The 14,357-nt window shown below is 72.3% G+C and carries 17 protein-coding genes and 2 pseudogenes; 9 read left to right on the top strand and 10 right to left on the bottom strand.

Annotated features, from left to right (window positions below):
• Positions 1-62: 62 nt before the first annotated feature.
• The 3 genes from cimA (at position 63) to ASD16_RS20830 (ending at position 3,697) form a co-directional block, all read left to right on the top strand.
• Positions 63-1,685, top strand: a complete 1,623-nt coding sequence (gene cimA / locus ASD16_RS20840) for a citramalate synthase (protein ID WP_055922628.1) — start codon at positions 63-65, stop codon at positions 1,683-1,685.
• A gap of 89 nt (positions 1,686-1,774) precedes the next feature.
• Positions 1,775-2,617 (top strand): sensor domain-containing protein, encoded by an 843-nt coding sequence (locus tag ASD16_RS20835; RefSeq protein ID WP_055922625.1) that lies wholly within the window; start codon positions 1,775-1,777, stop codon positions 2,615-2,617.
• A 21-nt stretch (positions 2,618-2,638) separates the two neighbouring features.
• Complete coding sequence (locus ASD16_RS20830; RefSeq protein WP_055922623.1) at positions 2,639-3,697, top strand: biotin/lipoate A/B protein ligase family protein; 1,059 nt, start codon at positions 2,639-2,641, stop codon at positions 3,695-3,697.
• 2 nt (positions 3,698-3,699) lie between these two features.
• On the opposite strand, the gene ASD16_RS21965 is transcribed toward ASD16_RS20830, so the two are convergent.
• From ASD16_RS21965 to ybaK, 7 genes are all read right to left on the bottom strand, one after another.
• The gene (locus ASD16_RS21965; protein WP_055922621.1) at positions 3,700-4,005 is read right to left on the bottom strand and encodes a DUF202 domain-containing protein; all 306 of its coding nucleotides are present in this window, start codon (positions 4,003-4,005) and stop codon (positions 3,700-3,702) included.
• Positions 4,002-4,367, bottom strand: a complete 366-nt coding sequence (locus tag ASD16_RS20820; protein WP_055922617.1) for a YidH family protein — start codon at positions 4,365-4,367, stop codon at positions 4,002-4,004. The genes ASD16_RS21965 and ASD16_RS20820 overlap by 4 nt, the downstream gene beginning before the upstream one ends.
• 24 nt (positions 4,368-4,391) lie before the next feature.
• Positions 4,392-4,820: an ATP synthase subunit I gene (locus tag ASD16_RS20815; RefSeq protein ID WP_055922614.1), complete on the bottom strand. Its 429-nt coding sequence runs from the start codon at positions 4,818-4,820 to the stop codon at positions 4,392-4,394.
• On the bottom strand, positions 4,807-5,001 hold the full coding sequence (locus tag ASD16_RS20810) for a helix-turn-helix transcriptional regulator (protein ID WP_055922611.1): 195 nt from the start codon (positions 4,999-5,001) through the stop codon (positions 4,807-4,809). Before ASD16_RS20810 ends, ASD16_RS20815 begins: the two co-directional genes overlap by 14 nt.
• Positions 4,998-5,798 (bottom strand): CPBP family intramembrane glutamic endopeptidase, encoded by an 801-nt coding sequence (locus ASD16_RS20805; protein WP_055922608.1) that lies wholly within the window; start codon positions 5,796-5,798, stop codon positions 4,998-5,000. Before ASD16_RS20805 ends, ASD16_RS20810 begins: the two co-directional genes overlap by 4 nt.
• 244 nt (positions 5,799-6,042) lie before the next feature.
• A complete protein-coding gene (locus ASD16_RS20800) occupies positions 6,043-6,747 on the bottom strand; it encodes a YggS family pyridoxal phosphate-dependent enzyme (protein WP_055922605.1) in 705 nt (234 codons plus the stop codon).
• Positions 6,744-7,244 (bottom strand): Cys-tRNA(Pro) deacylase, encoded by a 501-nt coding sequence (gene ybaK / locus ASD16_RS20795; protein WP_055922602.1) that lies wholly within the window; start codon positions 7,242-7,244, stop codon positions 6,744-6,746. The genes ASD16_RS20800 and ybaK overlap by 4 nt, the downstream gene beginning before the upstream one ends.
• A 75-nt stretch (positions 7,245-7,319) precedes the next feature.
• On the opposite strand from ybaK, the gene ASD16_RS20790 reads away from it, so the two are divergent.
• Entirely contained in the window at positions 7,320-7,718 is a 399-nt protein-coding gene (locus ASD16_RS20790) for a YccF domain-containing protein (RefSeq protein WP_055922599.1), read from the top strand.
• Here the strand turns inward: ASD16_RS20790 and ASD16_RS20785 are convergent, their stop codons facing one another.
• Genes ASD16_RS20785 through ASD16_RS20775 form a run of 3 tightly spaced genes read right to left on the bottom strand, consistent with a single transcriptional unit; the run spans position 7,719 to position 10,978 of the window.
• A complete protein-coding gene (locus tag ASD16_RS20785) occupies positions 7,719-7,979 on the bottom strand; it encodes a hypothetical protein (protein WP_055922596.1) in 261 nt (86 codons plus the stop codon).
• 28 nt (positions 7,980-8,007) lie between these two features.
• Positions 8,008-8,403 carry an MmcQ/YjbR family DNA-binding protein gene (locus ASD16_RS20780; protein ID WP_055922593.1) on the bottom strand — a complete coding sequence of 132 codons (396 nt, stop codon included), beginning with the start codon at positions 8,401-8,403 and terminating at the stop codon, positions 8,008-8,010.
• Between the two features lie 10 nt (positions 8,404-8,413).
• Entirely contained in the window at positions 8,414-10,978 is a 2,565-nt protein-coding gene (locus tag ASD16_RS20775; protein WP_055922591.1) for an RNA helicase, read from the bottom strand.
• Between the two features lie 9 nt (positions 10,979-10,987).
• On the opposite strand from ASD16_RS20775, the gene rnhA reads away from it, so the two are divergent.
• The 5 genes and pseudogenes from rnhA to ASD16_RS22480 form a co-directional block, all read left to right on the top strand.
• Positions 10,988-11,476, top strand: a complete 489-nt coding sequence (rnhA, locus tag ASD16_RS20770) for a ribonuclease HI (RefSeq protein ID WP_055922588.1) — start codon at positions 10,988-10,990, stop codon at positions 11,474-11,476.
• Positions 11,477-11,494: 18 nt separating this feature from the next.
• Positions 11,495-12,370 carry an oxygenase MpaB family protein gene (locus tag ASD16_RS20765; RefSeq protein ID WP_055922586.1) on the top strand — a complete coding sequence of 292 codons (876 nt, stop codon included), beginning with the start codon at positions 11,495-11,497 and terminating at the stop codon, positions 12,368-12,370.
• Positions 12,367-13,113 (top strand): glutamine amidotransferase, encoded by a 747-nt coding sequence (locus tag ASD16_RS20760; RefSeq protein WP_055922583.1) that lies wholly within the window; start codon positions 12,367-12,369, stop codon positions 13,111-13,113. Before ASD16_RS20765 ends, ASD16_RS20760 begins: the two co-directional genes overlap by 4 nt.
• 193 nt (positions 13,114-13,306) lie before the next feature.
• Positions 13,307-14,076: pseudogene (locus ASD16_RS21605) on the top strand (RICIN domain-containing protein); the annotation flags it as partial.
• Positions 14,077-14,117: 41 nt separating this feature from the next.
• Positions 14,118-14,357 (top strand): annotated as a pseudogene (locus ASD16_RS22480) (hypothetical protein); the annotation flags it as partial.

The raw sequence follows: 14,357 nt of genomic DNA, 5'->3' as shown, positions 1-14,357 counted from the left end.
AAGACTGAGGTCGCAGTACGACGCAGTTCGAGAAGTCGCCCCAGCACCGAAGAGAGCTCATCGTGTCCGTCCCCACCAGCACGCCGTTCCAGGTCTACGACACGACCCTGCGCGACGGCGCCCAGCAGGAGGGGATGAACCTCTCCGTCGCCGACAAGCTGGCCATCGCGCCGCTGCTCGACGAGCTCGGCGTCGGCTTCATCGAGGGGGGCTGGCCGGGCGCGGTGCCCAAGGACACCGAGTTCTTCAAGCGGGCCGCCAAGGAGCTGGACTTCCGCAACGCCGAGCTGGCCGCGTTCGGCAGCACCCGCAAGGCCGGGACGCGTGCGGTGGACGACCCGCAGGTCCGCGCGCTGGTCGACTCCGAGGCCCCCGTCGTCGCGCTCGTCGCCAAGCACGACCTGCGGCACGCGGAGCGTGCCCTGCGCACCACGGGCGAGGAGAACATCGCCATGATCGCGGACACCGTCGCGTTCCTGGTGCGCGAGGGCCGTCGGGTCGTGGTCGACGCCGAGCACTTCTTCGACGGCTATCGGTTCGACCCCGCGTACTCCCGTGCCGCGGTGCTCGCGGGGTTCGAGGCGGGCGCCGAGGTGGTCGCGCTCTGCGACACCAACGGCGGCATGGTCCCCACGTGGGTCGCGGACATCGTGCACGAGATCCGGGGCGCCGTCGGGCCCGACGCCGTCCTCGGCATCCACGCGCACAACGACTCCGGGTGCGCGGTCGCCAACACCCTGGCCGCGGTCGAGGCCGGGTGCTCGCACGTCCAGGGCACCGTCAACGGGTACGGCGAGCGCACGGGGAACGCCGACCTGCTGTCCGTCGTCGCCAACCTCCAGCTCAAGTACGGGCTGCCGGTGCTGAAGGTCGCCGACGGGCTGCCGGGCGGCCTGCCCGAGCTCACCCGGATCGCCCACGCCATCAGCGAGATCACCAACATCTCGCCGTTCGCGCGGTCGCCGTACGTGGGTGCCAGCGCGTTCGCGCACAAGGCCGGCATCCACGCGTCCGCCATCAAGGTGGACCCCGACCTCTACCAGCACATCGACCCCGCAGCCGTGGGCAACGACATGCGGATGCTGATCTCCGACATGGCCGGCCGTGCGTCGATCGAGCTGAAGGGCCGGGAGCTGGGCTTCGACCTGGCGGGGCGCCCCGAGCTGCTGGGCCGGGTCACGGACCGGGTCAAGGACGCCGAGGCCAACGGGTACACGTACGAGGCCGCCGACGCGTCGTTCGAGCTGCTGCTGCTCGAGGAGATCGACGGCCACCGGCCCCAGTACTTCCGCGTCGAGTCGTGGCGGACGATCGTCGAGCGCTCCGGCGGTCGGGGGACACCGGCCACCGCCGAGGCGACCGTCAAGCTGCACGCCGGCGGGGAGCGCGTCGTCAGCACGGGCGAGGGCAACGGGCCGGTCAACGCGCTCGACCACGCCCTGCGCCAGGCGCTCGTCCTGGTGTACCCCGAGCTCGAGACGTTCGAGCTCATCGACTTCAAGGTGCGCATCCTCGACTCGATGCACGGCACCGACGCGATCACGCGCGTGCTGATCGAGATGACGGACGGGCAGCGCTCCTGGAGCACCGTCGGCGTCGGCCCCAACCTGCTGGAGGCGTCGTGGGAGGCGCTCACGGACTCCGCCATCTGGGGGCTGCGCCACAACGGCGTGACGCCTCGCTGAACTTCATCCCTGCGCAGCCGACCGCCGCGGCTTAGCCTCGGGGGACCGGCCGCTGCAGCGCGGCCGCCGACGTGCGGAGGGGAGCGGTCGTGTCCGGCAGTACGCCGCCGCCCGACGTTGGTGCGCGGCCGTCGCGCGCCGGCTGGTGGTGGCTGCTCGTCGGCGTCCTCGCGATCGCCCTGGTCACCGCGCTCGTCGCGCAGCCCTGGGCACCGGTGGAGACCGAGCCGACGCCGACGGTCACCGTGACCGTCCCCGAGCCGACGGCGGAGCCGACCACGCAGTCCCCGTCGGTCCCGCCTCCCGGGTCGGACGCCGTGTTCGACGCGTCCACGGCGCCCGGCCTGTTCGTCACGTCGGAGGAGCTGCTCGCGGACGTCCCCGCGGCGGAGCCCGAGGTGCAGCAGCGGATCACGTCGGGGCAGCTGCCGTGGGGTCTGCAGCCGCCCGGCGCGACCGTCGACCCGCCGCAGTGCACGGTCGCCGTCACCGTCGTCGCCAGCCCGCCGGCATGGTTCGACGCCCAGGCGTGGGGCAACGACACGTTGTTCTTCGAGCAGGAGATCGTCCTGCTGCCCGACCCGGCCGCGGCGCGCGACGCGTTCCGCACCCTGGTGACCACGGTCGATGCCTGCCCGGAGTACAGCCAGGTCAACCCGGGCATCGACGGTGCCACCTGGGCGGCCGAGCCCGCGATCGAGGGGCAGGGCGTCTACCCGTCGATCGTGCAGGAGATCACGCTCTCCTCCGAGGGGAGCGAGATCCCGGGGTACCGCGGGCACATGCTCGTCGGCAACACCATCGTCAGCTGGACCGCGGAGGCGTACGGCCCGGACAGCCGGGACGCGGCGCTGGCCAGCCTGGGCGACGCGGCGAGCCTGTCCGCGATGGTCCAGGACCGCGCGCAGGCGGCGGTGCGGTCGCTCGGCTGAGAGCCGCCTACGCTGGGCGGCGTGCACGGTGAGTACAAGGTCCCCGGCGGCAAGCTCGTCGCGGTCGACCTCGACGTGGTGGACGGGCTGCTGGCCGGGGTCAGCGTCAGCGGCGACTTCTTCCTGGAGCCCGACGAGGCGCTCGCGGTGCTGTCGTCGGCCCTCGACGGGCTGCCCCGGGACACCCCGGTGAGCAGGCTCGAAGACGCGGTGACGACGGCGCTCGCGCACGATGACCAGCCCGTCACGATGGTCGGGTTCGACGCCCACGCGGTGGCGGTAGCGGTGCGGCGGGCGCTCGGGTACTCGACCGGCTGGGGTGACCACACGTTCGAGCTGATCCATCCGGGGCCCTTGCCGCCGGCCCTGCACACCGCGCTCGACCAGGTGCTCACCGAGGAGCTGGCGGCGGGTCGGCGCGGTCCGACCCTGCGGTTCTGGGAGTGGGTGGAGCCCGCGGTGATCATCGGGTCGTTCCAGTCGCTGCGCAACGAGGTGGACCTGGAGGCGGCCGAGCGGCACGGCATCACGGTCGTCCGGCGGATCTCCGGCGGAGGCGCGATGTTCATGGAGGCCGGCAACTGCATCACGTTCTCGCTGGTGGTGCCCGCGTCGCTGGTGGACGGGATGACCTTCGAGGACTCCTACGCGTTCCTCAACCAGTGGGTGCTGGGTGCGCTCGCGGACGTCGGCGTGCACGCGTTCACCAGCGGGCTCAACGACATCGCGTCACCGGCCGGCAAGCTGGCGGGCTCCGCGCAGAAGCGGATGGTCGGCGGCGCCGTGCTGCACCACGTGACGATGTCCTACGACATCGATGCCGACAAGATGCTCGAGGTGCTCCGGATCGGTCGGGAGAAGCTGTCGGACAAGGGCACGGCGAGCGCGAACAAGCGGGTCGACCCGGTGCGCTCCCAGACCCAGCTGCCGCGCGAGGCCGTCATCGCCGCGTTCGCCGCCCACTTCCGCAGCCGGTACCCCACGGTCGACGGTGCGCTGCGACCCGAGGAGCTGGCCCGCGCGAGCGAGCTGATGCGGACCAAGTTCACCGACGCCGCCTGGACCGCCCGCGTGCCCTGACCTCAGGGCCCGTGCAGCACCACGAACGCGACGGCGGCGACGCCGATCACGAGCATCCCCGCCGCGCTGACCGCCACGAGCCGCCCGCCCGGGGGCAGCGCACCGTCGACCAGGTGCCTCCGGTGCGAGACGGCCGCCAGCGCGACGGCCACGACGAGGGCGGTCGCCGCGAGGCTCCAGGCGGCCGGGCCGAGGAACTCCTGCAGAAGGTGTGCGGCCGCGACGCCGCCGCCGGTGAGTCCGATGGCGGTCCGTCGCCACGCCAGGTGGGTGCGCTCGGCCGCGAGCGTGGGTGGCGGCTCGGTCACGCCACGACCAGCCCGACGAGCACGAGGGCACCGGCCACGCAGACACCGATGACCAGCAGCCCGAACGCCGACGGCGCGGGCAACGACGTGCCCTGCCGAACTGCACGCTCGGCGCGCGCCCAGCTGATCCAGGCGAGCCCGGGGGCCAGCAGTCCGAGCACGACCAGCACGATCGCGGCGGCGAACCGCAGGTCCGACTGAACGGGCAGGTTGAGCGCCTCCAGCGCGACCCCGCCGGCCAGGAGGGCGAGCGAGGTGCGGATCCACGCGAGGAACGTGCGCTCGTTCGCCAGCGAGAACCGGGCGTCCGGGTCGGATCCCGTGCCGTAGACCCACCGCGGGAACCGGCGCTCGTCGCTCATGGCTCCATCCTGCCGTGCGAGCGGTCAGGTCCGCCGCGACAGCCACACGAACGCGCCGACGAGCACCGCGATGAGGAGCGCCTCGATGGCGCCGATGACGGTCGACCCGTCGGCACCCAGCGCCACGGCCGCGAGCCCGATCGCGTTCGCGAGGAAGGCGGTCAGGCCCACCCAGGCCAGCGACGCCGTGAGGATCGCCTTGTCGCGCTCGTCGGTGGTGCCCAGGAGCGTCCGGCTGAAGCCGCCGTCCGCCGTGGGGCCTCGACGCTTGGCTCGCCAGCGGACGACCAGGGCGAGGCCGGTCACCGCGAGCCCGCCGACGAGCGCGCCCGCGGCGGTGTCGGGCTGACCCGCCAGGACGAACACGAGACACAGGATGCCGACGGCGACGAGCCCGCAGGCGAAGGCGACGAGGAAGCGGCCGTCGGACAGGGAACGCTCAGGCGTCGACATGGAAGATCTCCTCGATCGTCGTGCGGAAGTAGCCGGCCACCGCGAACGCGAGCGGCAGCGAGGGGTCGTAGCGGCCGTTCTCCAGGGAGTTGACGGTCTGCCGGGAGACGCCGAGCGCCTCGGCGAGCGCGGCCTGGGAGAGCCCGGCCTCCTCGCGCAGCCGGCGGATGTCGTTCCTCATCGGGCGTCCGCGAGGACGGTCGACGTGGCAGGAGCGGGGCGCTCGAGCAGCAGGCGGAGGTCGACGAGCACGTGCAGGACCATCGGCAGCAGCAGGCTGCCCGTCGTCAGGTACAGCTGGGTCAGGACGGCTCCCATGGCCCCGGTGGTGAGCACGCCGAGCCTGCCCTGGTACCAGTGCGCCAGACCGAAGAGCACCGCGGCGACGGCGACGACCGCTCCGTGCGGGAGACCGGGGAGAGCGAGCGTCAGGGCGAGGACGAGGAAGCCGCGGTAGGTGATCTCCTCGGTGACACCGGCCGACAGGGACAGCCCTGCCCAGCCGCGGCGGGCGGCCGGCGTGGTGGGCAGCAGGGCGTCGACCGCGGCGTTGTGCGGCTGTGCGGTCGGCCACCGCCGCCGGACGAGCACGAGGGCGCCGCCGGCGAGGGTCAGCCCGACGATCGCTCCGACGGCCATCCCGGCGGCATCGTCGCGCTCGGCACCGGGCAGGAGGGCGCTGGTCTGCGGTAGCCGCAGACCGAGGTCCGCGAGCCGGACTCCCGGGAGGACCAGCACCAGCGCGACGACGAGAGTGCCCGTGAGCCAGCCCAGCCACGTCCAGCTCCGGTAGAGGCGGCGTCGGACGCGGTCCCGTTCGAGGTCGTCGGCGCTCGCGGCCAGGTCCTCGACCATCCCGGCGTACTGGCGGCGGCCGAGGACCGGGTCGAGGATGACGAGCGCGGCGACGGCGACGACCACGACGAAGGTGGTGACGGCCGGGACGTCCAGGTCCCGCAGGGCGTCCAGGGTGTTCACGAGACCTCCGCTGGATGACAAGCGTGCTTGACGTGACAAGCGTGCTTGACACTTGTCGGAGTGTCAAGCCTCCTTGTCATGGACGGGTGTATCAGGGCGAGCGGGCGGCGCTCATCACCGGCATGGACCTGGACCGAGAGCTCCGTCGGCTCACCGTGCTGCACGCTCGCGAGCTCGCCGTCGGGCGCCGCCGCGCACCCGGTGCCGCCACCCGCACCGCGCAGGTTGTGCTGCTCCGTGGCGGCTACGTCGGCCGCGCCCCGAAGACCGCGCTGCCGACCCGCACCAGCGTCGCGCCCTCCGCGACCGCCAGCTCCAGGTCCCCGCTCATGCCCATGGACAGCTCGGTCGCCGTCTGAGTGCCCGCCGCGACGAGCTCGTCCCGCAGCGACCGCAGCAGGGCGTAGCCGGCCCGCACGACCCCGTCGTCGTCCGACCGCGCGCCGACGGTCATGAGGCCCGCCACCCGCAGGTGCGGCAGCGCGGCGACGGCCCGCGCCAGCGCGACCGCCTCGTGCGGCGGCACCCCGTGCTTGGACTGCTCGCCGGAGACGTTCACCTGCACGTAGACGTCGAGGGGCTCGGTCGCGCGCGCCGAGAGCCGCTGCGCGAGGTCCAGCGACTCCACCGACTCGATGCAGGACGCCCAGCGCAGGGCCGCGTTGACCTTGTTGGACTGCAGCGGCCCGATCAGGTGCAGCGTCGCGAGGCCGGAGAGCGACGGCCCTTTGGCGACGAGCTCCTGCACGCGGTTCTCGCCGACGAGCACGGCGGTCAGTGTCGGGTCCTTGGCCCTGGCCCGCGCGTCGGCCGCGAGCGCCTCGCGGACCACGTCGACCGGTTGCGTCTTGGTCGCCAGGAGCAGACGGACGTCGGCGGGGTCGCGTCCCGCATCCAGCGCGGCCTGCGCCACGCGTCGCCGGACGTCGGCCAGGCGCTCGGCGATCACGGGTCGGACCGTGCGATGTCCGCGACGGTCGCCGAGGTGAGGCGGACCAGGTCGTCGGGGGAGAGCTCGACGTCGAGTCCGCGTCGGCCACCGGAGACCAGGACCGTGTCGAAGAGCCACGCCGTCTCGTCGACCACCGTGGGGTGCGGCGACCGCTGGCCCAGCGGAGAGATGCCGCCGACGACGTACCCCGTGGCGCGCTCGGCGTCCGGTTTGGGTGCCATCGACGCGCGCTTGCCCCCGACGGCCTGCGCGAGCGCCTTGAGGTCCAGCTGCCCCGTCACAGGCACGACCGCGACCGTGAGCGTGCCGTCCACGACCGTCATCAGGGTCTTGAACACCTGCTCCGGCGGGACGCCCAGCGCGGCCGCGGCCTCGAGCCCGAACCCGAGGGTGCTCGCCGGGTCGTGCGTGTACGCGTGCGCCGTGTGTGCGACGCCGGCCGCCGTCAGCGCGACCAGGGCGGGGGTGCCGGTCGGCGCGTGCTCCTTCTTCACCACGGAGCCACGATAGGGGCGGATCAGGGTCCTCCCGGATACCGTCCGCGGCCGTGCGGGGTGCAGGCTGGGTGCGTGAAGACGCTGCTCAACCTCATCTGGCTCGTGCTCGCCGGCTTCTGGCTGGCCCTGGGCTACGTGCTCGCCGGCATCATCTGCTGCATCCTCATCGTGACGATCCCGTTCGGCATCGCGTCGTTCCGGATGGCCAGCTACGCGCTCTGGCCGTTCGGCCGCACCGTGGTCGACAAGCCGACGTCCGGGGCGTGGTCCGTGATCGGGAACGTCATCTGGGTGATCGTCGCCGGCTGGTGGCTGGCCCTCACGCACATCGTCACGGGGATCCTCGAGGCGATCACGATCATCGGCATCCCGCTGGCGCTGGCCAACTGGAAGATGGTGCCCATCTCGCTGTTCCCGCTGGGCAAGCAGATCGTCCCGTCGGACCGGATGATGGCGGCCTACGGGCAGTAGCTACTGGCCGGTGATCAGCACGATGACCAGGTAGATCAGCGTTCCCGCGGCGACGCCCGTGCTCGCCGCGAACCAGGTGGCGGGGTTCTTGCCCCGGGCCTGGAGCACCATCGCTGTCACGACCAGGATCACGGCGGCAGCGATCGTGAGGATGCCGAGCACCCAGATCGCCGACACGAGCGCGGCGACCAGGCAGATCAGGAAGACAAACCGCGGGGACCGCGTGCGGCGCACGGCGGCGTCGGTGGGCTCGGTGCTCATGCGCGAACGGTAACCCGGCGGGACCTCCTCAGGACGGTCCGTCCGGGTGACTGTCGAGCCAGGCCTTCGCGACGCGCTTGGGCGCCTGCGTCAGCCACGCCTCGACCACCAGGTCCTGGAGCTCGTCGGTGTCGATCGCGTCGAGCCGCACGAGGATCGCGGGGTAGCCGTCGAAGTGCGGGGTCACGAAGTACACGTCCGGCAGGCGCGCGAGCAGCTCCTCCTTGGCGTCGAGGTCCGGCACCCGGGCGCCGAGGATCGGTCCGTCGGGTGCCGACGAGCCGAGCGCCTGGTGGTCGACCGCGCGCAGCGGCCGGTCCCAGACGAGCGGCTTCGACCTCCCGACCCGCCAGCTCCGCCCGGGCTCCTCGAACGTCTCGGGCAGCGCGGCGACGGCGTCCCGCACGTCGTCCCAGGTGGCCATGACGGCCAACTTACGTGAGGTCGCCCAGGGCGCCCACGGCCACGATCCGCAGCTGCACCTCGCCCGTCTCGTCGGAGCCCGCCAGGTCGACGACCGCGTCGATGCGCCAGTCGTGGTCGCCCTCGGGGTCGTCGAGCAGCTGCCGGACCTGCCAGGTCCCGCGGCCGGGCGTCACCTGGAACAGGGCCGGGCCGCGGGCGGGGGCGCCGGTGAGGATCTCGTCGTGGTCGTCGTAGAACGGGTCCAGCGCGGTCCGCCAGCGGTCGGCATCCCACGGCTCGCCGTCCGCGTCGAGGTCAGCCAGCTGTGCGAGCCCGCCGTAGAACTCGCGCGCGGCCAGCTCGACCCGGCGGAACAGCGCCCCGCGCACGAGCGCACGGAACACCCGCGGGTTGGCCGTGATGGGCTCGGGCACGTCCTCGTCGATGCCGCCGGGCGCGTCGGCGCCGTGCTCGTCGAGCGGGTTGCTCAGCCGCTCCCACTCGTCGAGCAGGCTGGAGTCCGTGCGGCGGACCAGGTCGCCCAGCCACTCGATGATCTCCCACAGCTCCTCGGTGCGGGCCTCCTCCGGGACCGTCTGGCGCAGCGCGCGGTAGGCGTCGGCGAGGTAGCGCAGCAGGACGCCCTCGGTGCGGTCCAGCTGGTAGAAGGCGACGTACTCCGCGAAGCTCATCGCGCGCTCGTGCATGTCGCGGACCACCGACTTGGGGGACAGGGCCAGGTCGGCGACCCACGGGTTTGTCTGCCGGTACGTGACGAACATGGCCTCCAGCAGCTCCGCGAGCGGCTTGGGGTAGCCGACGTCCTCGAGCAGGGCCATGCGCTGGTCGTACTCGAGCCCGTCGGACTTCATCTGGGCGACGGCCTCGCCGCGGGCCTTGTTCTCCTGCGCGGACAGCACCTGGCGGGGATCGTCGAGGGTGGCCTCGATGACCGAGACGACGTCGTGCGCGTACGCCGGGTCGTCGCGGTCGAGCAGGTCGAGCGCCGCGTACGCGAAGGGGGACAGCGCCTGGTTGAGCGCGAAGTTCGGGGCCAGCTCGGCGGTCAGCTGCACGGCCCGCCGGCGCCCGTGCGGGGCGGTCGGGTCCTCGACCCAGGGGCGCTCGATCACGCCGGCGGCGCGCAGCGACCGGTAGACCGCGATCGCGCGCCGGACGTGCCGGCCCTGGGCGCCCGCCGGCTCGTGGTTGTCCGTGAGCAGCTTCGTCATCGCGGCGACGGGATCGCCCTCGCGGGCCAGCACGTGCAGGACCATCGCGTGCGACACCGCGAAGCTGCTGGTCAGCGGCTCAGGCGGTGCGTCCCGCAGGCGCTCGAACGTGGAGTCGGTCCAGTTGACCTGCCCCTCGGGGGCCTTCTTGCGGATGATCTTCTTCAGCTTGCGCGGGTCGTCGCCGGCCTTCTCCAGCAGCTTGCGGTTCTCGATCACGTGCTCCGGCGCCAGGATGATGACCTCGCCCACCGTGTCGAACCCCGCGCGCCCGGCGCGCCCGGAGATCTGGTGGAACTCGCGCGCGGACAGGTGCCGCATGCGGACGCCGTCGTACTTGACCAGGCTGGTCAGCAGCACCGTGCGGATGGGGACGTTGATGCCGACGCCGAGCGTGTCGGTGCCGCAGACCACGGGCAGCAGGCCGCGCTGCGTGAGGCGCTCGACCACCCGGCGGTACTTGGGCAGCATGCCCGCGTGGTGCACGCCGACGCCGTGCCGCAGCAGCCGGTTGAGGGTGCGCCCGAAGCCCGGACCGAAGCGGAACCCGGCGATCTCGTCGGCGATGCGGTCCCGCTGCTCGCGGCTGGCCAGGGGCGTCGACATGAGCGACTGCGCCCGCTCGACGGCCTCCTTCTGCGTGAAGTGCACGACGTAGACGGGGGCGCGACGCGTCTTCACCAGCTCGTCGAGGAGCTCGTGCAGCGGCTCGATCGCGTAGGAGAACGTCAGCGGCACCGGCCGTTCGGCGTTGGCGATGACGGCGACGGGCTGGTGGGTCCGCCGCGTGAGGTCCTCCGCGAAGAAGCCGACGTCGCCGAGCGTCGCGGACATGAGCACGAACTGGACCTTGGTGAGCTCGAGCAGCGGCACCTGCCAGGCCCAGCCACGCTGCGGGTCGGCGTAGAAGTGGAACTCGTCCATGACGACCTGGCCGACGTCGGCGCCGTCCCCGTCGCGCAGAGCCACGTTGGCCAGGATCTCCGCGGTGCAGCAGATGATCGGGGCGCCCGGGTTGACCGCGGAGTCGCCCGTCATCATCCCGACGTTGGCTGACCCGAACGCGTCCACGAGAGCGAAGAACTTCTCGCTGACCAGCGCCTTGAGCGGCGCGGTGTAGTAGGTCCGCCGACCCTGCGCCAGCGCCACGAAGTGCGCGGCGACCGCGACGAGCGACTTCCCGGAGCCGGTGGGCGTCGACAGGATCACGTGCGCGCCGGTGACCAGCTCGAGCAGCGCCTCGTCCTGGTGCGGGTACAGCGTGAGCCCCTGGTCGGTCGCCCAGTCGGTGAACGCCTCGTACAGCGCATCGGGGTCCGTGGGATCTGCGGGGATGCGGTCGGCCAGGGTGCGGGTGCTCATCGTGCGTCGATGGTCCCACGGGCACCGGCGTCTAGGGTGTGGGCCGTGAGCGAGCGGCCGACGGTGGAGATGTGGACCGACGGGGCCTGCAAGGGCAACCCGGGCGTCGGTGGCTGGGGTGCGTGGATGCGGTACGGCGCGCACGAGCGCGAGCTGTTCGGCGGCGAGGTCCTCACCACGAACAACCGCATGGAGCTCACCGCCGTGATCGAGGGCCTGCGTGCGCTGACCAAGCCCTGCGACGTGGTCCTGCACGTCGACTCGCAGTACGTGATGAACGGCGTCACGAAGTGGGTCGCGGGCTGGAAGCGGAACGGCTGGCGGACCGGCGACAAGAAGCCCGTGAAGAACCAGGAGCTGTGGGAGGCCCTCGACGCGGAGGTCGCCCGGCACACGGTCCGCTGGGTGTGGGTCAAGGGTCACGCGGGGGACCCGGGCAACGACCGAGCCGACGAGCTGGCCAACCGGGGCGTCGAGCAGGTGCGCTCCCGAGCCTGACGGCCGCAGGATGGGGACGTGAACCCCGCCTCGTCCGTCCGTGACCGCGCCGGCACCTCCTTGTTCCTGCGCGTCGCGGGACCCGACGGGCTGGCCAGCCGCGAACGGATCCACGGGACACCCGGACCGCGGTGGTTCCCCCCGGGGGCGCCGATCCGGACGGTGCACGGCGACGCCTCGATGTTCGTCGGCGGCATGCGTGCACTCCTCCTGCAGTCCCTGCACCCGGCGGCGATGGCGGCGGTCGCGGCGCACTCGGGCTACCGCGGCGACCCGTGGGGTCGGTTGGCCCGGACCAGCACGTTCATCGCGATGACGACCTTCGCCACCATCGACGACGCGACCGCCGCCATCGACCAGGTCCGCCGGGTGCACGAGCGGATCCGGGGCGTCACGCCCGACGGGATCGCCTACGCCGCCGGCGACCCGACGTTGCTGAGGTGGGTGCACATCGCCGAGGTCGACAGCTTCCTGCGCGCGCACCGGGTCTACGGGCAGCGGCCCCTCGACACCGCCGGTGCCGACGAGTACGTCGCGCAGGCCTCGCGCGTGGCCGTCGCGCTCGGGGCGGAGCGGGTGCCGGAGTCGACCGCGGAGCTGGCGAAGGCGCTGGACGAGTTCCGGCCGGCCCTCGGCCCGTCCACGGCCGCGCGCGACGCGGCCGACTTCCTGCTGCACGAGCCGCCCGTGCCGCGCTCGCTGCGCCCCGGCTACACGCTGCTGGCCCGGGCCGCGGTCGCGTCGATGCCGGCCTGGTCGTTCGAGATGCTCGGGCTGGAGCGGCCCGGTCCGGTGGGGCTGAGCGCCGCCCGGGCCGCCGGTGCCGTGGCCACCCGGTCGATCCGGTGGATGCTCGGGCCCGACGACGCGAGCCGGGTGGCAGGCGTCGGATGACCCGCTTCCTGCTGCTCAGCTCCCGTGCGGAGGACATCGCTGCCGACGGGGAGTACGCGGCGTTCCTGAGGTTCAGCGGCCTGCGCGCCGACGAGCTGGAGCGGGTCCGCATGGAGCAGGCGTCCATCCTGCCGGTGCCGCTCGACCGGTACGACGGCGTGCTGGTCGGGGGCAGCCCGTTCGATGCGAGCACCCCCGAGGAGAACAAGTCGCCGGCCCAGCGTCGGGTCGAGGCGGAGGTGTCGACGCTCCTCGACCAGATCGTCGAGCGGGATCTGCCGTTCCTCGGCGCCTGCTACGGCGTCGGCACGCTGGGTGTGCACCAGGGCGCCATCATCGACCGCACGTTCGCGGAGCCGATCAGCGCCGTCACCATCACCCTCACGGAGGCGGGGCGGCTGGACCCCTTGCTCGCGGACCTGCCGGAGTCGTTCGACGCGTTCGTCGGGCACAAGGAGGCGTGCAGCGTGCTCCCCCCGGACGCGGTCCTGCTCGCGTCGTCGCGGACGTGCCCTGTGCAGATGTTCCGGGTGCGCGACAACCTCTACGCCACCCAGTTCCATCCCGAGCTCGACCTCCCGGGCATCATCACGCGCATCGGTGTGTACCGGGACTACGGCTACTTCCAGCCGAAGGAGCACGACGAGGTCGTCGCCCGCGTGCGCGACGCCGACGTGTGGGCGCCCCCGCGCATCCTGAAGGCCTTCGTGCGCCGCTACCGCCGGGACTGGACGCCCGACTGAACACATGAGAAACGGCCCGATGAATCCATTCGGGAAACCGGTTCCCCTGGCTTGTCGAAGCGCTTCTCCCTAGTTTGGCCGACGAGCGGAAAGCGCTTGTCTCATCGCGGCGGATCGGCCGGTCCGCCGCGGTCCCCGACGTCCTCCCGGACGCCGCCGGCTCAACTCCACTCGACCATCCCCAGGGGGATCGATGAGGATCCAGAAGAAGACCAGCATCCGCAGGCGGCTCGCCGCGGCGCTGGCGACGGGCACCGCCCTCGTGCTCGCAGGCGTCGGGCTCACAGCCCTTCCTGCGGCAGCAGCGAGCGTCGACACCGGCGCCTACTACGTCCTGGTCAACCGCCAGAGCGCCAAGGCGCTCGAGGTGCGCGACTTCTCCACCGCCGACGGCGGCATCATGCAGCAGTGGACCCGCAACGACGGGAACTGGCAGCAGTTCAAGTTCATCGACTCCGGCTCGGGCTGGTACCGGCTGCAGAACAGGCACTCCGGCAAGGTGCTGGACGTGTGGGGCTGGAGCACCGCGGACGGCGGCGAGATCCGGCAGTACACCGACGCGAACGCCGCCAACCAGAAGTTCAAGCTGGTCGACTCCGAGGGCGGCCGCGTGCGGCTGGTGAACCAGAACAGCGGCAAGGCCGTGACGGTCACCGACCGGTCGACCGCCGACGGGGCCACCATCACGCAGCTCACGGAGAAGAACCAGTACAACCAGCAGTGGGAGCTGGTGAAGGTCGGGAGCGGCTCGGAGCCGACCTCGAACCCGACCACTCCGCCGGCCACCGGCCTGGTCGGCTGGGCGTCGCAGAACGGCGGCACCACCGGCGGCGGCTCCGGCTCGGCGACCACGGTGACCAGCGCGTCGGCGCTGTCCAGCGCGCTGTCCGGGTCGGCGCCCGTCGTGCGGGTCTCGGGCACGATCTCGTGCTCGGGCATGCTCACCGTCGCGTCGAACAAGACNGTCGGCGCTGTCCAGCGCGCTGTCCGGGTCGGCGCCCGTCGTGCGGGTCTCGGGCACGATCTCGTGCTCGGGCATGCTCACCGTCGCGTCGAACAAGACCGTGCTCGGGGCCAGCGGCGCCAAGCTCGTGGGCTGCGGCCTGAACATCAAGAACGCGAAGAACGTCATCGTGCGGAACCTGACGTTCGACGACTGGGACGACGACGCGATCAACATCGAGACGTCGACCAACGTCTGGATCGACCACAACACGTTCTTCACCGGCTACGACGGCTCGGTG

Origin of the sequence: Cellulomonas sp. Root485 (assembly GCF_001426705.1) — a bacterium.
Classification (GTDB): domain Bacteria; phylum Actinomycetota; class Actinomycetes; order Actinomycetales; family Cellulomonadaceae; genus Cellulomonas.
Note: the sequence above shows the minus strand (reverse complement) of the source record. Positions and strands in the feature narration are given on the sequence as shown.